The 23,291-nt window shown below is 42.4% G+C and carries 22 protein-coding genes and 2 tRNA genes; 12 read left to right on the forward strand and 12 right to left on the reverse strand.

The genetic code is table 11. The features are described 5' to 3' along the window. Positions 1 to 11 precede the first annotated feature (11 nt). The 5 genes from EO98_RS01630 to EO98_RS01650 form a co-directional block, all read right to left on the reverse strand. Positions 12 to 1,442, reverse strand: a complete 1,431-nt coding sequence (locus tag EO98_RS01630) for a prephenate dehydrogenase (protein WP_048141757.1) — start codon at positions 1,440 to 1,442, stop codon at positions 12 to 14. Further along, positions 1,439 to 2,281, reverse strand: coding sequence for a shikimate dehydrogenase (locus EO98_RS01635; protein ID WP_048141759.1), 843 nt, complete (start codon positions 2,279 to 2,281; stop codon positions 1,439 to 1,441). Before EO98_RS01635 ends, EO98_RS01630 begins: the two co-directional genes overlap by 4 nt. After that, a complete protein-coding gene (gene aroD, locus EO98_RS01640; protein ID WP_048141761.1) occupies positions 2,278 to 3,018 on the reverse strand; it encodes a type I 3-dehydroquinate dehydratase in 741 nt (246 codons plus the stop codon). Before aroD ends, EO98_RS01635 begins: the two co-directional genes overlap by 4 nt. A 55-nt stretch (positions 3,019 to 3,073) precedes the next feature. After that, positions 3,074 to 4,216: a 3-dehydroquinate synthase II gene (locus EO98_RS01645; RefSeq protein WP_048141763.1), complete on the reverse strand. Its 1,143-nt coding sequence runs from the start codon at positions 4,214 to 4,216 to the stop codon at positions 3,074 to 3,076. 116 nt (positions 4,217 to 4,332) lie between these two features. Next, on the reverse strand, positions 4,333 to 5,130 hold the full coding sequence (locus EO98_RS01650; RefSeq protein WP_048132274.1) for a 2-amino-3,7-dideoxy-D-threo-hept-6-ulosonate synthase: 798 nt from the start codon (positions 5,128 to 5,130) through the stop codon (positions 4,333 to 4,335). A gap of 494 nt (positions 5,131 to 5,624) precedes the next feature. On the opposite strand from EO98_RS01650, the gene EO98_RS01655 reads away from it, so the two are divergent. Then, the gene (locus tag EO98_RS01655) at positions 5,625 to 6,194 is read left to right on the forward strand and encodes a GMP synthase subunit A (RefSeq protein ID WP_048141765.1); all 570 of its coding nucleotides are present in this window, start codon (positions 5,625 to 5,627) and stop codon (positions 6,192 to 6,194) included. A gap of 151 nt (positions 6,195 to 6,345) precedes the next feature. Here the strand turns inward: EO98_RS01655 and EO98_RS01660 are convergent, their stop codons facing one another. The 3 genes from EO98_RS01660 to EO98_RS01670 form a co-directional block, all read right to left on the reverse strand. Beyond that, entirely contained in the window at positions 6,346 to 7,677 is a 1,332-nt protein-coding gene (locus EO98_RS01660; protein WP_048141767.1) for a signal recognition particle protein Srp54, read from the reverse strand. A 395-nt stretch (positions 7,678 to 8,072) separates the two neighbouring features. Then, positions 8,073 to 8,147: transfer RNA gene (locus EO98_RS01665), tRNA-Met, on the reverse strand. Between the two features lie 68 nt (positions 8,148 to 8,215). Continuing rightward, positions 8,216 to 8,290: transfer RNA gene (locus tag EO98_RS01670), tRNA-Met, on the reverse strand. A gap of 323 nt (positions 8,291 to 8,613) precedes the next feature. Here EO98_RS01670 and EO98_RS17610 point away from each other — a divergent pair. Further along, entirely contained in the window at positions 8,614 to 8,805 is a 192-nt protein-coding gene (locus tag EO98_RS17610; protein WP_082098431.1) for a hypothetical protein, read from the forward strand. 110 nt (positions 8,806 to 8,915) lie between these two features. On the opposite strand, the gene EO98_RS01675 is transcribed toward EO98_RS17610, so the two are convergent. After that, the gene (locus EO98_RS01675) at positions 8,916 to 9,761 is read right to left on the reverse strand and encodes a protease inhibitor I42 family protein (RefSeq protein WP_048141769.1); all 846 of its coding nucleotides are present in this window, start codon (positions 9,759 to 9,761) and stop codon (positions 8,916 to 8,918) included. 590 nt (positions 9,762 to 10,351) lie between these two features. Here EO98_RS01675 and EO98_RS01680 point away from each other — a divergent pair. Next, complete coding sequence (locus EO98_RS01680) at positions 10,352 to 11,299, forward strand: formyltransferase family protein (protein ID WP_235283723.1); 948 nt, start codon at positions 10,352 to 10,354, stop codon at positions 11,297 to 11,299. Here the strand turns inward: EO98_RS01680 and EO98_RS01685 are convergent. Together EO98_RS01685 and EO98_RS19005 are read right to left on the reverse strand one after the other, a co-directional pair. Further along, positions 11,281 to 12,063: a winged helix-turn-helix domain-containing protein gene (locus tag EO98_RS01685; protein ID WP_048141774.1), complete on the reverse strand. Its 783-nt coding sequence runs from the start codon at positions 12,061 to 12,063 to the stop codon at positions 11,281 to 11,283. The genes EO98_RS01680 and EO98_RS01685 overlap by 19 nt on opposite strands. Continuing rightward, complete coding sequence (locus EO98_RS19005) at positions 12,056 to 12,235, reverse strand: hypothetical protein (protein WP_048141776.1); 180 nt, start codon at positions 12,233 to 12,235, stop codon at positions 12,056 to 12,058. Before EO98_RS19005 ends, EO98_RS01685 begins: the two co-directional genes overlap by 8 nt. 169 nt (positions 12,236 to 12,404) lie before the next feature. On the opposite strand from EO98_RS19005, the gene EO98_RS01695 reads away from it, so the two are divergent. The 4 genes from EO98_RS01695 to EO98_RS01710 all read left to right on the forward strand — a co-directional run bounded on the left by EO98_RS01695 (position 12,405) and on the right by EO98_RS01710 (position 15,743). Next, on the forward strand, positions 12,405 to 13,130 hold the full coding sequence (locus tag EO98_RS01695; protein WP_048141778.1) for a phosphoribosyltransferase: 726 nt from the start codon (positions 12,405 to 12,407) through the stop codon (positions 13,128 to 13,130). Between the two features lie 461 nt (positions 13,131 to 13,591). Beyond that, positions 13,592 to 14,050 carry a Zn-ribbon domain-containing protein gene (locus EO98_RS01700; protein WP_048141780.1) on the forward strand — a complete coding sequence of 153 codons (459 nt, stop codon included), beginning with the start codon at positions 13,592 to 13,594 and terminating at the stop codon, positions 14,048 to 14,050. A 262-nt stretch (positions 14,051 to 14,312) separates the two neighbouring features. Next, positions 14,313 to 15,074, forward strand: a complete 762-nt coding sequence (locus tag EO98_RS01705) for a hypothetical protein (protein WP_052734551.1) — start codon at positions 14,313 to 14,315, stop codon at positions 15,072 to 15,074. A 15-nt stretch (positions 15,075 to 15,089) separates the two neighbouring features. Further along, positions 15,090 to 15,743 carry a hypothetical protein gene (locus tag EO98_RS01710; RefSeq protein WP_048141783.1) on the forward strand — a complete coding sequence of 218 codons (654 nt, stop codon included), beginning with the start codon at positions 15,090 to 15,092 and terminating at the stop codon, positions 15,741 to 15,743. A gap of 73 nt (positions 15,744 to 15,816) precedes the next feature. On the opposite strand, the gene EO98_RS01715 is transcribed toward EO98_RS01710, so the two are convergent. Further along, entirely contained in the window at positions 15,817 to 17,226 is a 1,410-nt protein-coding gene (locus EO98_RS01715; protein WP_162197901.1) for a nitrous oxide reductase family maturation protein NosD, read from the reverse strand. Positions 17,227 to 17,462: 236 nt separating this feature from the next. Between EO98_RS01715 and EO98_RS01720 the strand changes: the two genes are divergently transcribed. From EO98_RS01720 to EO98_RS01740, 5 genes are all read left to right on the forward strand, one after another. Then, positions 17,463 to 17,918, forward strand: coding sequence for a hypothetical protein (locus EO98_RS01720; RefSeq protein ID WP_052734552.1), 456 nt, complete (start codon positions 17,463 to 17,465; stop codon positions 17,916 to 17,918). Between the two features lie 570 nt (positions 17,919 to 18,488). Next, the gene (locus tag EO98_RS01725; protein ID WP_048141787.1) at positions 18,489 to 19,181 is read left to right on the forward strand and encodes an ArsR family transcriptional regulator; all 693 of its coding nucleotides are present in this window, start codon (positions 18,489 to 18,491) and stop codon (positions 19,179 to 19,181) included. Continuing rightward, positions 19,178 to 21,442 carry a CDC48 family AAA ATPase gene (locus EO98_RS01730; protein ID WP_048141789.1) on the forward strand — a complete coding sequence of 755 codons (2,265 nt, stop codon included), beginning with the start codon at positions 19,178 to 19,180 and terminating at the stop codon, positions 21,440 to 21,442. Before EO98_RS01725 ends, EO98_RS01730 begins: the two co-directional genes overlap by 4 nt. Before the next feature lie 138 nt (positions 21,443 to 21,580). Continuing rightward, on the forward strand, positions 21,581 to 22,105 hold the full coding sequence (gene hsp20, locus EO98_RS01735; RefSeq protein WP_048132251.1) for an archaeal heat shock protein Hsp20: 525 nt from the start codon (positions 21,581 to 21,583) through the stop codon (positions 22,103 to 22,105). Positions 22,106 to 22,139: 34 nt separating this feature from the next. Continuing rightward, entirely contained in the window at positions 22,140 to 22,637 is a 498-nt protein-coding gene (locus EO98_RS01740; RefSeq protein WP_048132249.1) for an Hsp20/alpha crystallin family protein, read from the forward strand. Positions 22,638 to 23,291 lie beyond the last annotated feature (654 nt).

A 23,291-nucleotide genomic window follows, 5' to 3' on the forward strand; every position in this document is an offset into this window, starting at 1 on the left:
AAAGTTCTTTTTCATTCCTTCAGCCTCAGGTTTTTTTCCCTTACCCGGCATCCAAGCCCGCAGAGAAGGGTTGTCACCTCAGTTTCGACAGAATCTGAACTACAATCTCCAAAAATAGTTATCCTATAAGTCACTCCGAGTCGGTCTGTCCCTCTTCTCTCATTTTCAGCTTCTGTCCCCTTAGTCCCATTGTAGGTATCACTGATCTGACAGGCTACAAGATGGTTGTTTGTGTTTACTGCGCTCAGGATGACTTCAGGATCGGCGCCTTCAGGGATCAGGACTGAAATATCCCTGATCGCATGCTTCAGGTTTTCTTTTCTCCACTCCCTCAATTCGGATTCTGAAAGAAGGCGAAGGTTTTCAAGTTTGAGTTTTATGAATTTGTTCTTTATATGGGGAGCGGTGCCTTTTGAGGCAAGTTTTGTAATTATTATCTCATTCGGTCCCACTTTTTCCAGTGTACCTACATGGACCTTTCCGGAATAAAAGTGAGAAAAGCCGCAGACTTTTCCTACCGAGTTCATGATAGTCTCATACTCGGTTATTCTGGAATTAATCAGCTTATCCGACCTTCGCAGGGCATGGGCGGTATCATCATATTTCCGGGCAGCAGCTTTCATTTTCTTTACAAAGCCCTCCTCATCATGAGCCCGCACAAGGCTGGAAAGTTCCTCACATTCTTTTATAAATGCCTCATGCACCTCCGGAACACCCGGGTTTTCCATCTGGATAAGAGCGTAGAGGTAAGGGTTCTGGCCCAGAATCCTGCCAACAAAGTCAAGCATTATACTGTAAACCGGACTTACGAATTTCCTGGATTTCTTGATATCAAAGTCAAGCCTGTCAATGGTCGTCCCTATTGCGATATAAGCAAAATGAGTAAGCCCCTGTACTACTGAGACCAGACGGTCGTGTTCGGCGGCTGTCGTGATTTCAACATGTGCGCCGCTTTCCTCAAAAAGTTGCCTGATTACAGGAAACCATTTTTCCGAGCGCCCTTTTACCGGGACAAGGATTACTGTTTGCCCCCTGATGGTGGGAATTGTGGGGCCGAACATTGGGTGCGTTCCAAGAATCTCAACATTCGCAGGTGCAAATCTCCGCATGGCTTCAACAGGTTTTACTTTGGTGGAGGTGAAATCCATAAGGAGGCTTCCTGCTTTCATCTTCGGGGCGACTTCTGCAATAGTTTCTTCCGTTGCGTTGATTGGAACGGATACTATTACTATATCATTTTCAGGGATAGCTGCCTCAAGGTCCGAAGCAAAAGGCACATTCAGTTTCCGGGCGACTTCCACCTTGCCCCCCTTTCCCCAGACTGTAACCTCATAGTCCCTTTCTTTAAAAAAATGAGTGAACCACTGCCCCATCTCTCCGGTTCCGCCAAGGATCAGAACCTTTGTTTTTCCGGAACTATGTTTCTCAGGGTCTGTGTTCAAGTCTGCAGAGCCTCCAGTACGGTTTTTTTCATGATTTCTACTGGAGGTTCAACACCTGTCCAGAGTTTGAAAGCTTCTGCTCCCTGATAGACAAGCATTAAAACTCCGCTTACGGTTTTTGCTCCTGCAGCCTTTGCTTCCTTTAAAAGCCTGGTTTCAAATGGGTTATAGACTATGTCAAAAACAGTAAGGTCGCTGTGAAGGTCTTTTGCTGTTGCAATAGTTGCATCTGTGTTCGTGTGCATCCCGAGAGTTGTGGTATTGATCAGGATATCTGCATCCTGCAACAGTTCTTTTAATCCTGAAAGCCCGGTCCCGCTTATTTTTCCCGGAAGGGCTGCAGCTGAAATCTCTTTTGCAAGTTCTACTGCCCTTTCTTCTGTCCGGTTTATTATGGTGATTTCAGCTCCGTCGGCTGCAAGCTGAAAAGCAACCGCCCTTGCTGCTCCTCCTGCCCCTGCAACCACCACTTTAGACCCCCCCATTTCCACTGCAGCCTCTCGAAGGGCCTGCCTTGCTCCCAGTCCGTCAGTGTTGTACCCCCGGATTTCTCCTGTTTTTCCGAAGACGACAGTATTCACTGCTCCAATTCTCTCTGCAAGGGGGTCAGGCTTGATGAATTCCAGTTTCAGGGCTTCTTCTTTTAATGGGACTGTCAGGTTAAGCCCTCCAAATCCCATAGCTTCAGCTCCAAGGATTGCTTTTTCCAGTTTTTCCGGCCTGACCCTGAAAGCGTGATAGACGCAGTCCATGCCAAGGGCTGAAAACGCTGCATTATGCATGGCAGGGGAAAGGGAATGACCTATAGGGTCTCCAAATACACCAAAAACTCGCTTCATTTTAGCATTTCCATTATCTTCTTTACTTCGTCTACCGGAAGCTGACCAGGGGCTGCGGCTGCACCGCTTTCTACTGAACCGTATGTCAGGACCGAACCATAAAGAGGGGCAACTACCCTTGTATGTTTTCCGGGTTTGCCCATTGAGATGGTGCATACTGATTTTCCTTCTTTCCTGAGGTCCAGTGTAATTCTCAGCAGATTAAGAACGTCTTCCATTGACTGAGGCATCACTGCAAGTTTGGCAATATCTGCCCCTGCAAGAAACATTTCTGTAAGAATTGCTTTCATTTCCTGAGGAGAAGGAGTTTTTGAAAAGTCGTGGGAAGAAACGATTACGGTTTTTCCGTGATCTTTAGCCGCTTTTATAACTTTATCTCTCTCTTCCCTGCTGGCAGAGAGTTCGATATCAACTGCATCCGGCCCGTCTTTAAGGGAAAGGGAATATGTAAGAAGCCCTATAAGAAGCCCTGTTCGGTCTTCCTCGGTCCCCTCCCATTTTCCTCCTTCTGCCCTGGAGCGGTTGGTAGCGATTACAGGAAGCCCGACTTCGGATTTTATTTCCCTTATTATTTCTGCGGCTCTCTCCAGATCCCTGATTCCCAGCAAATCCAACCGGATTTCAAGGATATCAGCTCCTTTTTCGGCTGCCTTTTTTGAAGTTTCAAGAGGCTTTTCAAGGATTACTGCAACAACTGCAGTTTTTTTTTCAAGGTCAAATGGGCCTATTTGCGTCATTGCTCGCTCCGGGTTGGGAGTTAGGGAATCTGGTTATTATTCGGTTTTCCCTGGTTCACTTCTCTATAATCGTTTCTTCTATTTTTTTGCCGAAATGTCTGGCTCCTTCCTCGAGGCGGACCAGGACCTCATCTCCTTTCTTGAGTTTTGCAACTGAGATAGGGTTTCCATCTTTTCCTACCAGTTTGATGGTTTCGGCATTTTGCAGGATTGCAGTTAAAGTTCTGTCTCTGGCTTTTGCTTCTATTAGCATGAGAGGGCGGCTTTCTATCTTGACTCTGCCAACTATACCTTCCCGCTGTTTCCCTTTTGAGTCTACAATAGTTACGGCATCTCCGGTCTGGAGTTCCGAAAGATAGCGGGTTTTATCCCCAATTTTGATGTAAGAGTGAACCGCACCTGCATTTACCCTGAAGGGACGGGCTGCCACGTAAGGGCTTTCATCGGATTCCGAGTTTACCAGGAACATCCCGCCTGCCTGCGAACCTATGAGCATGCCTTCTCCACGCTGCATGAGATTGCATGTATCCACGCAGACCCTGTCTCCCATCCCAAGGGGTTCTACCCTGGTTACAACCGCAGCCTCAAGTTTGGCACTTTCGCTTTCCAGTTCTCTTGCAGCCTTGATCGTATCTTTTATTTCCTGCGGATTTCCACTATCCAGAAGGACTCCATCAGCTCCTGTTTCAAGAGTCTGGAAGGCGAGTCTTGCTTCCTCTGCACTTTTTACTCCGAAAATGATCTTTACTTTCTCTCGCTGGAGATCAGCTATCAGGTTCTCGAGAGGGATGACTTTCCAGTCAGTGCCTGTAACAAGCAGATAATTGCAGATTTTTCCCATTTCGGCTGCGAAGCGTTCATAATGTTTATCCTTTATGATTACGTATCCGCCTACGGTTAAGCCTTTGTCCATGAGCAGGGTTGCTGCGTTTACGTCTAAAGAACCCGGAATTTCCAGGGGCAGAGGTTTTGTCCCGTCACCTTCTCCTCTCTTTCCCACGACCACGATGTCAGCTCCGGACTTATTGTCGCGGGCAAAGGCTGCTACTGTAATGTTTCCCAGTTCCCGGACTTTTTCCACCTCTTCCGGGTTTACCAGTATACAGTCGGCTCCGGATTCCAGGCCTGTCGTGATCCTCTCTTTCTGTTCTTCCCATCCGCCTTCATCGGCTTTTATCCAGACGCTTTTCTTTTTCAAAGGCTTTCAACCCCGTTCATAAATCTGTTTTTTACTCCGGCCTTTAATCCGGTATTTTTCTTTTTTTGTTTTTATTTTTTTACTTCGGGCTTGATTTTTGCTTCCTAATATCCTTTTTACTTTAACTGCTCCAGGGCTTCTTCCACAGGCCTTCTATGGTGTACGATTTCGCAGATAGCCCTGGTCAGCCTGACAGGGTCCCGGTGCTGGAATACATTTCTTCCTATTGCAGCTCCTCTTGCACCCGCTTCCATTGCCCCGTCAATCATTTCAAGAAGTTCCAGGTCGGTTGAGGTCTTCGGTCCGCCTGCAATTACTACAGGTACAGGGCAGCCCCTTACCACGTCTCTGAAACTGTCAGGATCTCCGGTGTATACGGTTTTTACAACGTCAGCTCCCAGTTCAGCTCCAATCCTTGCAGCATGTGCCACATTTACAGGGTCGTGGGGGTTTGTGATCTTTTTACCTCTGGGGTACATCATAGCAAGAAGAGGCATGCCCCATTCTGTGCAGTCCCTGGAGATTGTTCCGAGCTTTTCGAGCTGGTCGGTTTCTGTATCAGACCCTATGTTGATATGCATGGAAACTGCATCAGCTCCCATCTTTATCACTTCTTCAACAGTACATACCTGCACCTTGGCGTTGGGGTCAGGGCTCAGAACGGAAGAGGCACTGATATGCACAACAAGCCCGATGTCATGACCGTATCCTCTATGCCCGTACTTGACCATGCCTTTCTGCATGAGAACTGCGTTTGCTCCTCCTTCGGCAACCTTATTAACTGTATCTGTAACGTTGATAAGCCCTTCAATAGGTCCGTCGGAGAGCCCATGATCCATGGGAATGATGACCATGTTTCTGCTCTCCCGATTCATCAGCCTTTCTATGCGTATTTTTTTGCCAATTTCTGACATCGTGGTTCCCCTAAATTCTGAATTGGTTTACTTCATTTGTAAATTTTATTGATTTTTATTAACTGATTCTTTTTAGCGTGCTAGTATGTCACATACTAACACACATCTTATATTTAAACCTATTCAAGCCCTGATTCTGATCCAGTTTTCCAGTCACTATGGATTTAGATAATTCTAATTGAACTACTTTGTACATCTATGTACTAGAATGTTCAGTTCTTAAAGTTTTCTCTTATTTGACAGTTTATTATGGTTAGATATTTATTCCTTATTTCAATTCCTGCGATAGTTGCTCTGGCATATCTTCTCTTTTTGAGGTAGCTGTATGAGTCTGAAAACTGTGGATTTGAAAAGTATGAAATAGCTGAAGCAAAGCCAAAAGGATACAAGAATTAAAATAGGATAACATGGGCTAAAATAGGATAACATGGGCGAAGAGAATAAGCTCAGAGCTAAGAATCATTTCATATTTGTAAAAAGGAACGGAAGACACTATGAATGAATTAAAAATCCTTGTTGTAAATAATTACGGACAATTTTGTCACCTTATTCACAGGGCTGTCCGGGATCTTGACATGGATACAAAAATTATTCCCAATATAACCCCAATCGAGGATATTCTGGCAGAAGAGCCTGATGGGCTGATCCTGAGCGGAGGGCCGGATATGGAAAGGGCAGGCCTTTGTTTTGACTATGCCCGGGAAATCGATATCCCTATTCTTGGAATCTGCCTTGGGCACCAGGCAATTGCCCTGGCTTACGGGGGGCATGTCCACGCAGGGAAAAAAGGCGGGTATGCCGAGATTGAAATAGAGGTTCTCGAAGAAGACGACATCCTCAGGGGACTTGGCCCAAAAACAACTGTATGGGCTTCCCATGCCGATGAGGTTGTTATTCTTCCTGAAGGCTTTATCCATCTTGCCCGCTCAGATGTCTGCGAGATTGAAGCCATGCGTCACCCAACAAAACCGATTTATGGCGTTCAATGGCATCCTGAGGTTTCCCACACCAGGCAGGGAGAAGAGTTACTGATGAACTTCTTTGAGGTTTGTGATCAGTACTGAAATGTGGTCAGCACTGACGGTTTTCTAATTTTTTCATGAATGTGCTAACCGACTCAGGTTTTTCTAAAAGAATCCTGCAAGTTTTAAGAATCACAGAAAAAGATTCAAAGATAATTAAAGTATAAAAAGACAGAAAAGATTCCCGGGATTATTACATCCCGAGTTTTTTCTTCATCATTTTCTGAATATTGAATTTCCCGCCTCTAAAGCCTTTCAAAGCCGTCTGCATGGTTTTGTGGTACTTCAGAAGCTCTCTTATATCTTCCGGGCTGCAGCCCGAACCCCTTGCGATTCTCTTGATCCTTGAACCACCTATGAGTTTGGGGTCTGTCATTTCCTCTTCTGTCATTGAGTCCATGATGACCTTGTAGTTTTTCATCTTGTCACTGGTAGCCTGGAACATCTCGTCTGATAACTTCATGCCTCCCATTCCTCCCATGCCCATCGGGAGCATTGACATGATTTGTTTCAGAGGCCCCATCTTATTCATTGCTTCGAGCTGCTTGTACATATCCTTCAGGGTGAAGCGTCCCTGCATCAGGGCTTCAACATTTACGTCTTCTTCACTCAGGCTTTCCTCTGCCTTTTCCATCAGGCTCTTAAGGTCTCCCATTCCTAAAAGCCTTGAAATGAACCTGTCAGCTTCGAACTTTTCAAAGTCCTCCGGGGTTTCCCCAACTCCAATGAAAGCAATCGGAGCTTTTGTTTCGGAAACTGCTGAAAGGGCTCCACCACCTTTTGCTGTTCCGTCCAGTTTTGTGATAATAACTCCTGTGATCCCCACAGAGTTATTGAAAGCATGAGCCTGCTGGCTTGCCTGCTGCCCTATGCCTGCGTCCAGGACCATGAACTTGTGGTCGGGTTTTGCAACAGCATGGATCTGTTCCATTTCTTCTATCAGGTCGGCTTCAAGGGCGTGCCGCCCTGCAGTGTCCACTATTTTTATATCGTATTTTTCAAGTGCTTTAAGCCCATGTATGGTAATCTCAACAGCATCGGGATTTCCTTCTTCTCCATAAAAACCAACATTGAGCTTTTCACAGAGGGTCTTGAGCTGGTGGTAAGCTCCGGGCCGGAAGGTATCTGCGGCAACAACACCTGCTTTGAGCCCTTTTCTCTGGAAATAGCGGGCAAGTTTTGCAGCGCTTGTGGTTTTTCCGCTCCCCTGCAGCCCCACCATCATGATGGTCTGGGGTTTGAGTTGTATCTCCGCTCCCTTCCCGATGATTTCCATCAATTCCTGATACACAATGCGGATTACATGCTCCCTCGGATTCACACCCGCAGGAGGTTCTTCTTTCATTGCACGTTCTTTGATTCTCTGGGACATCCCCATGACAAGTTTTACGTTAACGTCGGCCTGGAGCAGAGCCCGCTGAATATCCTTTACTACTTCGTTGACCGTGCGCTCATCAATTCTCCCTGCGCCGATCAGCTTCTTGAGTGCCCCCTGTAAGGAGTCTCCGAGTTTTTCCATTACCATATGAGAATCGTCCTGCTTAATTTTGAGAATGGATAAAAAGATAGTTTAAGTTCCGTTTATTAACCTGTGCAAGAAGGTTACTTTTTCTTGCGTTTATTTTTACCTTATATAAAAGGTGATCTTTTTTGAATTTATTTTAATCCTGTTAATCCTGTATAAGAAAGTGATCTTTACTTAATAAGCCTTTGAGTTTTTGACGCTTTAAAAAGGTATGATAGAACGCATAAGATAGGATTGATTTATCAAGATAGGATTGATTAATCAAGATAGGATTGATTAGTCTGGATATTAATGAGTGCCCGGATATAAAAAATAGAGGTACGGTACAAAACCTGAGCTAATGCAAAATTATTATGTACAAAAAAATGAAACCAATTCCTAAAAAAATTGTTTGATAGCGGGGGATGGATTCGAACCATCGGTCTACGGGTTATGAGCCCGTCGGGATCTCCTGGCTACCCCACCCCGCTACGGGGCTTTTCGCTTTTTTGACCAAAAAGATATACTTCAGGAAAAGAGTTATCTGATAGTTTTCCGATAGCGGGGGATGGATTCGAACCATCGGTCTACGGGTTATGAGCCCGTCGGGATCTCCTGGCTACCCCACCCCGCTACGGGGCTTTATAGGTCAGGCATCTTGCCTGAGACAACTACCTGAACATACTAACGATTACTTATATACTTTTCGCTTGACCCCCGGTCTTTCCGTATAGTCTGGAAAATTTATCTCCGCAGGCGGGAAGACTCCTTCCTCAAAAATCTGAGCCGTTAGGCAAAGATTTTAGGGAGGGGTAGTTCACTTTTCTGTTTTAGAAGCTTTACGGTTTCAACCCAACTTTACCAGGTTTTAGTTCAAATTTCATCTCTGGTAGCTCTTCGGGGCTTTTAGGGGCTTTTCGGGAAAGATATTTGAAAGCCCGAGTCCCATATTATATTATGACCAGATGTTTGTTTTGCGGAGCCTATTGTGAGGTAAAATGCGGGGTCTATTGCGAAAGCTATTCCGGAAACCCGGAAGAAATAGAACACAAGGAAGATGTAAATATACTTGGGTGTACCCAGATAGGCACGTCGCATGTCTGCGATAGTTGTCTCAAAGACTTAAAACAAGCTCTGGGACTCCCGTGAGGTCGCTGGAAAAAGAGGCTGCATCTTACATAAAATATTTTTTTTCATGCCCCGGCTCTCTTACATGAATGAAAAAAAGGTGGGAGAGGCATGAAAAGCGAGACTGCAGTTCAGACCACTTTGACATTAAGTGTAAATTTGTCTTCCGTGCCAGTTTCATTTTCCCAGGGTCTTTTATATACCGCTGTTACCTGCTGGTTTCCCTCTGAATCGGCTTTGATTTCCCACTGACGAACCCCTCCGGCCCCAACAAGAGGCTCTTCGCCTTCTTTAGATTCCGGGGGATAGTATTTGTCCGAAATCCGACTGAGTCCCTGGCTCAGGTTGAGTTCCCAGGAATAGCCTGTAGTCGGGTTTTCCTTAAGTTTCAGGTAAAAAGTCTCTCCTTTTTTGAGACCAATGGTCGTTCCGTTGCCAGATTCTGTTATTTCCTGTAGTCCAGATGGCGCAGGACCTGGCAATTCATCTAACGTGTTATCAACCGCAAGTTCGAATGATCCGGTTACTCCGTTAACGTTTACAGTATAGTTTCCGGCGCTGAGGCCCTGCACATCAAGAGGAATCGTTGTTGTAAAGTTCTCTATAGCCTGGGTACACATTGCATCTTTTGGACGCTTTGTAGTGATAGTGATATTGAAATTATTTCCTTCCCTTTCAGTATTTATTTCGTCAATCTCTGTGCATCCGTCAGGCAGGTAGCCTTCTGATATCACTTTTATCTGCACGGGGAAAGATTCCAGAGTCAGAATTTCAATACTTTCTACGTTTGCCATACCATATATGTATTCTTCATTACTTGTATTCTGACCCTCGTCTGTTGGATCTTCTGTCTGGTTATCCGTCGTATTATTCTGCTCGTCCTCAACACAGCCGGAAAGAGCAACTGTAAATATCATGAACAGGACTGCAATCAGTCTAATAGTTTTTATAGAACTGCTATTTATCCTTCTTTTCATTTATCTCCCTCTTGTTTCTTCGAATTTATATATGGAAGGATAAGACTGTTTGGATTTATCCTTTGCTTAAACTTCAGTTCTGTTCGCAGCTTTAACAGTAAGTTTATTTTTTTCTTTTGAATAGCAATAGTCCTGCCACTTTTTCGAGTATACATAGTCCTGTAAAGATTCTAATAATCGATAGCAACAGATAATGTTATAGAACTCCACTCATTTTTTCATCTTAATAAATAGGGAAATTGAAACACCCGGGTTTACAGCATTAAGTTTTCTCATATTTTTTATTGTATGAACTACATTCCTCTCTTTAAGATGAATTGTTTTTGTAATAATCTAAAATAATATGCGGAACTGGCTCAGGCAGGCTTTTAATTTGAGTCCACAAAACATAGATAGTTAAAATCGGCTTAAGTAGTCAGCTTAAGTAGTCAGCTTAAGTAGTCAGCTTAAGTAGTCAGCTTAAGTAGTCAGCTTACGGTGCGAGTTGGCTTAAGGTGGGAATTAAAGGAGGAGTTAATAAAAGTGCCTTTAGCAAGCTTTACTTTTTTCCGGTGTCAAATGAAATTTCCGGGGGGATTTGATTGAGGGTTGTGGTTATCACACAGGGCATCACGCAAGTTTTACAATCAGTTATAGACTCGAAACACAAAGTGGTGGGAATTGTTGATTGTGCCCCAACAAACGAACCAAATAAATTTCTCCGAGCAACAGGAAGGTTTCTTACAGGTATTCACTATTCTTTTACCTCAAATCCTTTAAGCTTAGAACTGTTCTCCAGAAAACTGCAGATCCCTTATTATTATCTCAGAAAAGGGGACAGTAAGAATTTGGAAAAATGGATCCGGTGTGTGGAACCTGATCTTATCGTTATATATTCTATGTCTTACCTGTTGAAGGAGAATATCTTCAATATTCCTTTATATGGTACTATTAACCTTCATTATTCGTACCTTCCGGAGTACAGAGGACCAAATCCGCTGTTCTGGGAATATTATGATTATATACTTGATCCCGGTATAACCCTTCACTATGTGGATAAGGGAGAAGATACAGGGGATATCATCTGCCAGGAACGTGTCTTTATAAGTTCTGGGGAGAAACTCGAAGAAACCGGTCAAAAGTTAGTCTCTGCCGGAATTAAACTGTTCTCAGAGACGATGGAGGCTCTTGAAAACGGGAGTGTTGGGATTAAACAGCAGCCAGTTTACACTCCAACACGAAGAGCCAGAAAAATCAAACCCGAAGAATATAATAAGCTAATAAAGTGGGAGGATTGGAGTGTCGAGAGGGTCTTTCATTTTTTAAACGGCACTCCGAAGTATCATTCTACTCTGTTGAAGAAAAACAGCCTGTACAGGCTGGGGTTCAGTATCAGGGTTCTTGATTACGAAAATTGCAATACTTCCGGATATAATGTCGGTGACCTATATAAAGAAAAATCAGGATCTTTTTTAGCCTGTAGAGACGGAAAAATATATGTTGAGATAAAGCTTTCTCTTGATGACTTTTTTGCCAAAATTTATCCCTTTATCTCCTGAGCCTGACATTTATAATTGAGAATCAGATCTTCAGCCCATTTCAAAGGAGCAGTTTCAAAGCTTATGATACTCTCCTGATCATAGGCTCCTTTCCATGTAAGGAAATCAGCCATCATGAAATGTTCGGTTTTTGTCAGCATGGCTATTTTTACTTCGTCAGCGCAGACAAAAAGTCGCTTCTTTTCCTGGTTCAGATAAAGTTTTAGTTCTTTTTCAAAGTCGTTTTTTAGCCTTTCATAAATTCTTTTTGTTACTATAAGGGTAATTTCAGCATCGTTATTCTCAGTACGCAGAAACGTCTCCAGAAATACCGGATGGAATATCGAAGATAGAGATAGTATGTTTGTTGATTTTTCCATATTTTCCAGAAACACTGCAGGAGTCTCGAAAATTTTGTCGGGATCGGGTTTTACAAGAGAATAAGGTTTTAATTCGTTAAGCCTCTTAAGAAAGGCTGGAGACAAACCAGTCAGATCACGCTCCTGCCAGAAATCCTTATGTTCCTCAATAACCTCAAGAATGTCAATCAGGGGTTGCATTTTTTCTACCAGAACTTCTGCCAGAGGGGTGAGCCTGTATTCCCTATCCTCCTGCAAAACCAGAAACTCCTCCTTTAATTTTTTGATCTGGGGAAGCATTCCTGTCGGGGTAACATTAAGAATATCTACGATCTCTTCTAGTGTTTTCCCTCCGTCTCTTAGAAGGAGTAAAAGGTCCTTTCTTTTCTGGGACATAAAGAGCAGTTCTATCAGCATTTTATCCATTGGTCTCACTTTCCAGATTCCCTTTTCTACTGGAGAATTTATTTTTTACTCCTCCTGAACTCATGGAGTTTTCTAAAAGGAGGCTGTTCTTCCCGGAAATATTATTAAAGGTCTTTAATTTAAGGATCTTTAATTTAAAGACTTCTTTAAAATAATAGTTTAACTGTGTCATGTTAAACAGACAAGGCTTTTAAATTTGTTTTTAAAGCATTTCTTTTTTAGTCTTTTTCGGAACTATTTTTTTAACAAGATAAGAAAACTTAAAGTCTATGGTCTGAATTATATAATCTCGAAGGTAGAGCCTGGAAACAAGTGCTCCTTAAACAGTAAATTTCCTTACAATGTACCGGGTTCCGGATCCGGGAGGGTTTTACATAGAATCGTTTAGATGTGTGCTTACTAACTGGGATTACATTTACAACCTGTGCCGAAACATTTCAAGAGAAATCAAAAGTTCGGGGTATGAGCCGGACGTTATTATCGCGCTTGCCAGAGGAGGCTGGTTTGCAGGACGTGTGCTGTGTGATTTCCTGGGGCTTGATGACCTGTCCAGTCTGAAAATCGAGCACTACATCGGGACTGCAGCTATTGACACTGGTGAACCCTATATACGGTACCCTCTCTCAAACAATGTAATGGAAGGCAAAAAAGTGCTTATCGTAGATGACATTGTAGATACCGGGGAAAGTATGATCAGTGCTAAGGTTTATGTAGAATGCAGGAACCCCAAAGAGGTCCGAACCGCTTCCTTACAATACCTGGGGAGCTCGAAAATCGAGCCTGATTATGTGGGAGAGCGACTTGAAGACTGGGCCTGGATTGTCTATCCCTGGAATTTTATGGAAGACATGATAAGTATTCTGGCAAAAAGCATGAGAAAAAATCCTAAAAAACTCTGGAGTCTTGAAGATCTTAAACACAGCCTCTACGTAAACCATGCCCTTGACCCCGTAGTTTTTGAAATCACTCAACCTGGCAGGCTTCCGGAAGTTCTGGAAGAAATGGTTCGAATCCATAGAACCAGTTCTGAGGTTATTGATGGGAAGGAGTACTGGAAACTTCTATAAAAAGGTCTACTATTTGTTTGTGCATAGTTAGTTTGTACATAGTTAGTTTGTGCATAGTTAGTTTTGGTATCATCAATTTGCATATCAATGGCTTACAGTAGATACCAGGAAAACTAAGAATTATGCCTTCTACTGAAAAAAGGCGGTTTGCAGCCGGTAAGGGCAAAACACCCTCTTTCAAAAGCAAATCTTTCGTTTATAACTACCACTAAAAAAGTTGTAAATACAAATATACATATTTATTAAAGGTATTTATTCAAGAGACCATTTAAGGTATACTAATATAAGTGCCAATCTCGTATAAAGAGCAAATCTCATATTTCATTAAGGCACCCATTTAAGTCACTCATTTAATATAAATTTAAGACATATACCTAAGACATGTACCCAAGTAAGCTATTTACTGTACGGTTATAAGACTTGCAGCAATTAAGTTCATATTATTGATTACCGGTGAACTCATGCCCCATAGATGTACCAGATGCGGAACCATTTTTGAAGACGGGGATTCTGTAATCCTCAGTGGCTGCCCGAGCTGCGGCTGGAATAAGTTCCTCTATGTGAAAATAGAACCTGAAGATTTGGAAAACCAGGGAAGGCTCGTTCTGGAAGAACAAAAATTGGATCTGGAAGCCTCTCTGGACGAGGCTGTCAGGAATATTGACGAGGCTCTTGCATCTGGAGAAATAGACAGGGGGCAGCAGTCAGAAAATGAAAACAAAACTGAGGAAGAGAGGGTGGAATCTGTAAGGATTCTCGGGCCTGGCTCTTATGAACTTAATCTGGATTCCCTTTTAGAGCGAAAAGAACTTGTTATGGCAATCAGGGAAGAAGGTTCATATGCCCTCCACTTACCCTCTGTTTTTAACCAGCAGAAGGAAAGACAAAAAGATAAATCAAAAGCAAAAAAGCATAGATAATTCTGATCATTTTCTTTTTTGTCAACCTTTCCATTTTAATCTCATCTTCAAAACTTTTTCACGTTCTTTAATGCTCTATCGTTTCAGTCTAACTTTTTATACTTATTTCTCATGTCACAAAGCTTTTTTATTTCTTTTATTGGCGTTATAGTGCCAATGTACAAATGTATGAACTAAAAGAACAAAGTTCTTCTAGGAAGAGCGCAGATCTATTCTTGGTTGGAGTGTTTGTTATTTATTATCTCCACGTTGGGGGATTCGAATGAAATTAAGTAGTACAATAATAGTACTTACAGCCTTTCTGACTCTGGCTGCTTTTTCAGTATTTCTGGTTTTAGCTGATGACAATAGCAAAGCTAAAACTTCTGAATATTCTGGAACGCAGCTTGATGAAATTGTTTTTAATGAAAGCTCCTTCAAGGAATTTTCAGGAATCCCTGGAGACAATATCGTTCAGAAGATCGAGATTCAGGATAGTTCGCTTGAGTTCCAGGGACACTGGGATGGGTTTGAAACTGTTACAATAGATGTTCAGGAGTTCGAGAATACCGCTGCAAATGGGAATGTTAATCTCAGGTTATTGGAGAGAGATTTTGAAGTAAAAATCGAGGAAATTTCCAGACTTAACGGAGGGAAATCATATTGCTATTCGGGGTATGTTAAAGGAATCCCTCAAAGCAAGGCAACTTTCTACGTATGCGGTGAGCTATTTAGCGGTTCCATAGAGTTTGAAGACCTGATGTATAATATTGCAGTTACCTCTGAGCAATATAATGGGAAAACTGTTCATACTATATTTGTAATTGACTGGAAACAAGATCATGAGCGGCTGATACACTCGTTGAATCCCCTCAGGCTCATTTTTATCTCTGGTTCAGCAGGAAGTTTTTCTGAGATTGAGATATGTATGGTCGATGAAGACGGTATATTCGAAGAAATAGAGCCCGGCTCATCTAAAATACTGCATATCGACCTCATCGACCACCCGGAATCTCCGATGGCAACCGGGATTGAATCTGCCTGAGGAGGTTTAATACATATGCAGGAAAAAGCAAAAAGTGTAATTGCAATCATCATTGGCATGGCAATATTATACTGTGCTCTTCCTCTATTCTATGAGACTTTTAATTATTATCCTCCCATGAAAGAGGATACGCCTTACAGAAGGACTGTACAGATATGGAACACTCTTACAAATCAAAGAGTAACCCTTGACACTGAAATTCCTTCAATACCTGTAAATCAGCTTCCGGTGTATCAGGGGAAATCTTCCTCAAGCACCCTGAATGTCAGTTTTATTAGCTCCAGCGAGTCTTATAATAACAGATCTACCGGGGAAATCTATTTCCTCGTCACGAATAATGAGATTGCGGAAAGCAGGTTTAACTTAACCGATAGTGCTACTGATCTGGAGCCCATACAAATAGCCAGTTTCCAAACAATGGGTTTCAATGACTCCGGTAAATACATAATCCAGCAGGTAAGAAACAGAAACTTCGTCACTCAGAAGGGTAATCTGCCGATGTTTTCACTGGGAAGGATCAGGATCACTGATGTCAAATTTGTTTATTTCAACGGTTTTGACACTTATCCCTACGGATATGACGGTCAAACTACATATTACCCGACCTGGAAAGTCACGGCTGAAACCTCAAATTATGGGGATGAAGTTTTGATGATTAAGGCATTTTAACGACCGGGTAATAAATGTTGCCCGGTATCTCATACCTTATAGCCATTTATCCTGTTTTTCCAGATCAGGTCTCTTATCCCTGTTTTCTTTTCATGATGATTGATGCCATCCCAACAGTGGCTATTGTCATAAAGCAACCGATGAACGGCATCTCTCTTAACCGCGTCCCCGACTCTTTCCCCATTTCCTGTGAACTGCCTTCAGGTGTGCTGAGTTCACTGGAGCCAATAAGAGTATCATCGGAACTGACCAGAACCTTTCCCAGCTGGTTTGAATCTATACTATTATCTTCAAGCTCATTATTGCGGCTTGCTTCCGCAAGAAAAATTCCGTATTTTCCGTTTGAGTATATCGAATTATTCTTCAGCGTATTGTTGTCACTTGAAATGCCGATGTAGATGCCGTAAGCCGTGTTATTTGAAGCGGTGTTGTTGCTCAGGATATTGTCACCTGACCCTCCCCATTCAAAAATAGCATCATCATCAATTTCAGTTCCCTCGTTCCAGAGCTGAATGCCGTTTGCATTATTCCGGTTCACGAAGTTGTTATTGAGAATATTATAGTCACAGTCCATCAGGCCGATCCCGTGGTTTACGTTATTCGAAGCATTATTGCCGTTCACTGTGTTATTATTTGAGTAAAGTACAAAGATGCCATCCATGCCATTAAAGTTTATAGTGTTGTTTTTCAGGGTGTTGTTCTTCGAAAATCCAATCAAGATGCCGTTTCTTTTGTTCAAGTTTACTGTGTTATTGCTTATTGCATTGTCAGCAGAAGATTCAATGCCTATTCCGTATTTCTCATTATCCAGTATGGTATTGTTCCTTATGGTGTTGTTATTTCCCTGGATTTCAATGCCTATTGTGTTTTCGGAGACTGTATTTCCGTCTATCGTGTTATTGGCGGAAGAATAAATTATTAAAATTCCTGCGATATTGCCTGACGCATGATTGCTCCTGACCGTGTTGTGGTCCGAAGATCTGAGTATAATGCCAGCGTCGTTGTTCTTCGGAAGCTTGTTGTTAATAAGGGTGTTGTTGCTGGAATCAATTAAAAGAATACCTTCCCTGTTGTTTGAGATGTAGTTGTTATCAATTATGCAGTTTTTTGTCCCGTCAAGATAAATCCCATATTTATAGTTCCCCGGAATTCCCGAGGCATCTTTTATTTTAAATCCTCTAATTGTCACATTATCCGAAGCAACTTTGAAAACATGCTCTTTTTGAGTGGCAGCCAGGACGATGGTATCTTCCGGATTTCCGGATTTTGATATGATTCTTAATTCCCTGTCGACGACAACATTCTCTTTGTAAGTGCCGGGATAAACGAGGACTATGTCTCCTGGATTTGCATTATTTATTGCTTTCTGTATTGATTTGTAATCCTCTTCCCCACCGTTGTTCACTGTAATGGTATCTGCTGATGCGGGGCCTGCAAGTACTAGAAATGCGAGTCCGATGAAGACGCAAATTTTGATTTTCACATTCCGGTTTAGATACAACAGAATCTTTCCAGCCAAGCTCTAATTCTTTTCAATTAAAATTAGTTTCTTATGTTATTTGCTTATTGTGGTTTTTTGCTCTTCGCGGTCTTTTTTCATCTTCTTTTTAGCTATTCATGCAAAATGCGGGTATCACTCTTTACCTTAATACAAGTTGATTTAAATATGAGTAAAGATTGCAATGTTCATTGGGTTTGATTTGCCATGGTGGTGTTGGTGTGGAGAAAATGACGACAAGGAAAATGATTCAATCAGTAATTGTACCATTGCTTGTATCTGCATTGATTCATATCTTTGCGCTGTCCGTCTTCATTTTTGATATTTTTCGCATATTGCCAGAGCTGTTTGGAGTTCTTATTGTACTGATTAGTATATTTGTATACCCAATGGCTCCTATCTTTTATGGATCACAGACAAAAGATAGACTCGGATCGATTATAGTTGGAACAGTGCCGACATTATGTTTGTTCTATGAACTACATCTAAGTTCATTTATTGCTGGAAATATTCCAGAAACCGAGCGGATTATCGATATTTTTACTTATTTTGGAAGTTTGATAATTATTGGTGGACTGGAAGGGTATTATGCATCAAAAGAAAAGATTGAATCTCTTATCATTGCAATAGTTTTTGCGATATTTTGGATAAGCATATTTCTAAACGGATTAGATTAAAATCACTCCGTATAAATAATATATATATGTTGGGTCCCTCTTGCAAACATTCCAGCTAAAAATAAAACAATACTTTCTTTTTTCGTGTTTAATTTTTATCCACTCGACACCAGATCTAGTTTCAATGTGTTCATTTAAATTATCCTCAACTCCTAGCTATCGGTTTTGATTTCGATCTGTAAACTCAGTTTTTTTGTCCTGCGAATATCCGATTTTCACTGATTTTCGAGGCAAAGCGAGCTTCATAGGAAACCTTATATTCTATTATTGCTAACTAATGGTTACTAACTATTGTGCAATCGCAATATTTAGTATCCTGACCGATACTTCTGACATGGATTTCCTGTATCTCCTGCCATACAGATTCGTGAATTTTTTTACTGGAGATTTGAGTAGCAGGAAGACAACAATTCAAACGAATTGTAGAAAAGGATCGGAGTTACTATTTAATCTATGTCCTATATAATGTATATATTATAATCATCATCACAAAAATATATAAATACAAAAATTCAAAACATGTTGCTAATTATTCATCATAACATTTCAGGAATCACAAGAGGGAAAAACATGGACCCGGCAAAATTACTTGACATCCTGGGGAATGAAAACCGCAGGAAGATAATTCAGCTTCTTGCAAACCGCCCCTGCTATGTCAGTGAAATTTCAGGCAGGCTGGGGGTAGGACCAAAGGCGATTATCAGTCATCTGAGCCTGTTAGAGCAGGCAGGGCTGATCGAGTTCAGTGTGGATGAGCAGAGGCGCAAGTACTTCAATATTGCAAATAACATGAGGCTTGAGGTGTCCGTATCACCTTATGCATATACAATGTCTCTTCAGGACATTCATTTTGACAGGGAGAATAAAGGGGAAAGATCTGCTGTCGAGAGGAATGAAACTATTGCTAGAGATGAATCATCCTGCTTCTTTCTGAAACTGAGCGACAAGCTTCGGGAACTTAAAGCAAGGCAGGAAGAGCTTGTGCAAATGCAGAAAAAGCTACAGGTTGAATATACGGAACTGATGGACAGATGCCTGGACTCAATTGAAGAGGTTGCCAGAAACCCTGTAGAATGTGAGCTCCTGTTCGAGCTTCTGAAAAATGAGGCTACATCGGCTGTCCTCTGCTATAACCTGCGTCTTCACCCTAGCATTATAATGTCTAACCTTACGGACCTTGCAGAAAGGGGTTTTGTTGAATACACGATTAAAAATAACCAGCAGTACTGGAGAGTATGTGAGACCGGGGTTGAGAATAAATGACTGAAGAAATGAATCTGAGAGTAGCTGAGGCGTATCATAAAGATGTGGGTAGGGGAATTGCAAGAATCGATATCCTTCTGATGCAGCAAATGGATCTTGTGAGCGGAGATATAATTGAAATTTCAGGTAAATCCAGGACTTATGCAATTGTCTGGCCTAACGTCGAGCGCGGGCAGGAGAACAGGATCAGAATAGACGGAAACCTGCGCAGCAATGCAAAGGTTGGAATTGATGACAGGGTTACGATCCAGAAGGTCCAGGCAAAGCATGCGCAAAGGGTCACACTTGCTCCATCCCAGCCTGTCAGGCTTGTGGGCGGCGCCCATTACATCCTGAGAATAATCGAGGGCAGACCTCTGAACAAAGGTCAGCAGATCAGGGTTGAAACTGTAAATAACCCCCTTACTTTCATCGTAGCATCTACAAGACCCGCAGGGCCGGTTGTTGTCACCAAAGACACTGAAATTGTTATCAAGGAAAAATCATTTGAGGAAATCAAGGCTCCGGAAGGTATCTCATACGAGGATATCGGGGGGCTCAGGCGGGAAATCCAGCTTGTCAGGGAAATGATTGAGCTGCCAATGAGGCACCCTGAACTCTTCCAGAAGCTGGGAATCGAGCCTCCTAAAGGGGTTCTTCTTCATGGGGCCCCCGGGACGGGAAAGACAATGATTGCAAAGGCAGTCGCAAGTGAAACTGATGCCAGTTTCATTACCATAAGCGGTCCTGAAATCGTTTCCAAATATTATGGGGAAAGTGAACAAAAGCTCCGTGAGATTTTCGAAGAGGCAGAGAAAGATGCACCTTCCATTATCTTCATAGACGAAATTGACTCCATTGCCCCCAAACGCAGTGAAGTCACCGGAGAAATGGAACGAAGAGTAGTTGCTCAGCTGCTCTCCCTGATGGACGGGCTCAAGTCCAGGGGGGAAGTCGTGGTCATAGCTGCCACAAACCGCCCAAATTCCATTGATGAAGCTCTCCGTCGCGGTGGAAGGTTTGACAGGGAAATTGAAATTGGAGTTCCTGACCGGAACGGCAGAAAGCAGATTCTCCTGATCCACACCAGAGGTATGCCTCTTGAAGATGAAGTGAACCTTGGCGAAATTGCAGATGTGACCCATGGTTTTGTGGGAGCTGACCTGTCCTCGCTCTGCAAGGAGGCCGCGATGCATGCCCTTAGACGGATCACTCCTGAAATCGATATCGAAGAGGAAATCCCACAGGAAATCATTGACAACCTGGTGGTTACGAAGGAGGACTTTAGGGAAGCCCTGAAGAACATTGAGCCTTCGGCCATGCGAGAAGTCTACGTTGAAGTTCTGCATGTGGGCTGGGATGATATCGGTGGACTTGAGAAAGCAAAACAGGAACTTATCGAGTCTGTGGAATGGCCCCTCAAGTATCCTGAAATGTTCAGGGCTGTCAGTATAAAGCCTCCGAGAGGTGTACTGCTTTTCGGGCCTCCGGGTACTGGTAAGACTTTGCTCGCAAAAGCTGTTGCAAGCGAGAGTGAAGCCAACTTTATAAGTATAAAAGGTCCCGAACTGCTTAGTAAATATGTGGGGGAATCCGAGCGTGCAATCAGGGAAACATTCCGAAAAGCAAAGCAGTCTGCACCAACTGTAATTTTCTTTGATGAGATTGACTCCATTGCTCCGGAAAGAAGCTCTGTTTCCGATACCCACGTCTCCGAAAGAGTGGTAAGCCAGATCCTTACAGAACTTGACGGGGTAGAGGAACTCAAAGACGTCATCATAGTTGCTGCTACAAACCGACCGGACATGGTAGACCCTGCTCTCCTCAGACCTGGCCGTTTTGACAGGCTCATTTACATCAAGCCGCCCGGAAAAGAAGGCAGGGAGAAAATCTTTGAGATCCACACAAAAGAAAAACCCCTTGCAGAAGACGTAAACCTCTCCGAGCTTGCTGAGATGACCGAGGGATATGTGGGTGCGGATATCGAAGGCGTCTGCAGGGAAGCGGCAATGCTCGCCCTCAGGGAAATAGTTACCCCGGGTATCAACCGAAAGGACATCCGGGAGAAGATAGGGGACGTTAGGCTTTCCAAAAAACACTTTATAAAAGCAATCCGCCGTGTAAAGCCTACAATATCCAGAGAAAACCTGAGTGCGTATGAGAAGAGTGCCGAACTCTTTGCCAGGTATGCAACTGAGCTTGAGGAAGAATCTTCCGAAGCAAAAGAACAGGAAAAGGAAAGCGAGGGAACAGAAGTTCCGAGTTTTCCGCAGTCCGAATGAGGCTTTGCATGACATACCGGTTAATACCGGTCTTTTTAATTTTAGTGGAAAATAACCATTTCAATTAATAACCTTACTGATTTGGGTAATACTCACTTAAGAAACTCAAGACGCATAACTTAATAATGATGTGATGAGATGGACAGAGACAGGAGAAAAAGAAGTTTTTTCGATGAAATATTCGGAATTGATCCCCTTAAGGACATGGACGAAATGTTCGAGCGCCTTAGCAGGGCTATGGGCATGAGTATGGATAACTTCGGGCAGCACCCTTTTGTTTACGGTTTTTCCGTAACCCAGCGGGCAGGGGAAGAGCCTGAAATCCGGGAATTTGGGAATATCCCGATGTTTGAACAGATGGAAACCGGAGAAAAACGCTATCTTGACATAAGAAAACCCCTTATTGATGTACTGGAATCCGAGGAAAAAGTCCACGTGGTTGCCGAGATGCCGGGCATCGAGAAAGAAAACATTCAACTGAACGCAACTGATTTAATACTTGACATCGAAACATTAGATGGGAATCCAAAATACTCCGAACGTGTGGAACTGCCCGTAAAGGTGGACCCCCAGAGTGCTAAAGCCACATATAAAAATGGTGTGCTGGAAGTTACCTTTAACCGGCTGGAGTCCAGTTCCCGAACTTCAATCGATATAGAGTGATTTTTCGGGAGCAAGAGGAAAATCAGAGGTAATAATGGTGGGCATAAGAAAAAGAAAGGATTTCTTTGAAGATTTTGGGTCTGAACTTTTTGACAACCTGGAAGAGATGATCGAAGCCCTCCTGGAAGAAATGGGAGAGTCCGTTCCCTTTGTTTACGGATTTTCTATCATTCATCGCCCGGGGGAAGATACTGAACTCCGGGAATTTGGAAACGTTCCGGAATACTCTCAAAAAGAAGAGAACTTCTTTGCCTCAGAAACAAAAGAACCTTTAATTGATATATTTGAAAACGAGGACATGGTGCACGTACTTGCAGAATTTCCGGAGGTTGAAAAGAAAGATCTCCTGCTGCACGCTACCGCTCAGCACCTTGAAATTAAAGTCATTGGGCTTTCAGAATATTCGGAAGACGTGGAACTCCCTGTCCTTGTGGATCCGAAGAGTGCAAAAGCAAGTTACAAAAATGGAGTGCTTGAGGTTACCTTCAGGCGTTGCCCCGAGGAAAGTCCTGTAGCAATAGAGATCAATTAATTCGAAAAGACAGAGGACCGACCGTTTCAGGGCGAAGGACAGGAAACAAAAGCCTGAACCCTGATAAATATGTGAGTGTAGAATCAGCATATAGAGGATTTTTTATTTTTCTTCTCTTATTATAGAAGAGAAAATAATTCTGAACCTTTTTTCTCCTAAGGCTAGTATTTACTGGCGTTTTAGGGATCTTTGTGTTTGGTTTAATGTACCTTTTTAAGGTAGCATGGGTAGTTTTTAAATTATTCGTCCTTTTGCAATTCTCTTAAACATTTTTAAGTATGCCCTGTATATTTTTTAATTTTTATTCTTTTATCGAGAATCTATTCCTTAACGCATTTCTAGAACAATTCTCTGATCGTTTCAAAACCAGAAGGTTTCGAATAATTATGTTAGATATACTCTTTTCCTTTTTGTGACCTTTTTTTGCCCGCAGTTTCTTTTTTTTGACAAATTACTTTCTTTCAAGTTTCTTTCTATTTTGATTTTTTTTACTTTCAATGCGCATATTTCTCTTTTTTATCTATTTGATTCATTTTATACGTACGTTTCATTTTTTTGATATATGCACATATATATTTTAAAACTGACTTACTTTCACTGAACCTGCTACTGAATCATTCTCTATTGCTTTCTCAAATTAGATTTACAGATTCA

The sequence above is a fragment of the Methanosarcina sp. 2.H.T.1A.6 genome (assembly GCF_000979455.1).
In the GTDB taxonomy this organism is placed as follows: domain Archaea; phylum Halobacteriota; class Methanosarcinia; order Methanosarcinales; family Methanosarcinaceae; genus Methanosarcina.

Bases quoted from the DNA above. Each gene is read 5' to 3' on its own strand.
- EO98_RS01635 (WP_048141759.1), bottom strand. From the start codon at position 2,281: ATGAAGCGAGTTTTTGGTGTATTTGGAGACCCTATAGGTCATTCCCTT.
- aroD (WP_048141761.1), bottom strand. From the start codon at position 3,018: ATGACGCAAATAGGCCCATTTGACCTTGAAAAAAAAACTGCAGTTGTT.
- EO98_RS01650 (WP_048132274.1), bottom strand. From the start codon at position 5,130: ATGTCAGAAATTGGCAAAAAAATACGCATAGAAAGGCTGATGAATCGG.
- EO98_RS01655 (WP_048141765.1), top strand. From the start codon at position 5,625: ATGAATGAATTAAAAATCCTTGTTGTAAATAATTACGGACAATTTTGT.
- EO98_RS01660 (WP_048141767.1), bottom strand. From the start codon at position 7,677: ATGGTAATGGAAAAACTCGGAGACTCCTTACAGGGGGCACTCAAGAAG.
- EO98_RS17610 (WP_082098431.1), top strand. From the start codon at position 8,614: ATGACCAGATGTTTGTTTTGCGGAGCCTATTGTGAGGTAAAATGCGGG.
- EO98_RS01675 (WP_048141769.1), bottom strand. From the start codon at position 9,761: ATGAAAAGAAGGATAAATAGCAGTTCTATAAAAACTATTAGACTGATT.
- EO98_RS01685 (WP_048141774.1), bottom strand. From the start codon at position 12,063: ATGGATAAAATGCTGATAGAACTGCTCTTTATGTCCCAGAAAAGAAAG.
- EO98_RS19005 (WP_048141776.1), bottom strand. From the start codon at position 12,235: ATGACACAGTTAAACTATTATTTTAAAGAAGTCTTTAAATTAAAGATC.
- EO98_RS01695 (WP_048141778.1), top strand. From the start codon at position 12,405: ATGTACCGGGTTCCGGATCCGGGAGGGTTTTACATAGAATCGTTTAGA.
- EO98_RS01700 (WP_048141780.1), top strand. From the start codon at position 13,592: ATGCCCCATAGATGTACCAGATGCGGAACCATTTTTGAAGACGGGGAT.
- EO98_RS01705 (WP_052734551.1), top strand. From the start codon at position 14,313: ATGAAATTAAGTAGTACAATAATAGTACTTACAGCCTTTCTGACTCTG.
- EO98_RS01710 (WP_048141783.1), top strand. From the start codon at position 15,090: ATGCAGGAAAAAGCAAAAAGTGTAATTGCAATCATCATTGGCATGGCA.
- EO98_RS01725 (WP_048141787.1), top strand. From the start codon at position 18,489: ATGGACCCGGCAAAATTACTTGACATCCTGGGGAATGAAAACCGCAGG.
- EO98_RS01730 (WP_048141789.1), top strand. From the start codon at position 19,178: ATGACTGAAGAAATGAATCTGAGAGTAGCTGAGGCGTATCATAAAGAT.
- hsp20 (WP_048132251.1), top strand. From the start codon at position 21,581: ATGGACAGAGACAGGAGAAAAAGAAGTTTTTTCGATGAAATATTCGGA.
- EO98_RS01740 (WP_048132249.1), top strand. From the start codon at position 22,140: ATGGTGGGCATAAGAAAAAGAAAGGATTTCTTTGAAGATTTTGGGTCT.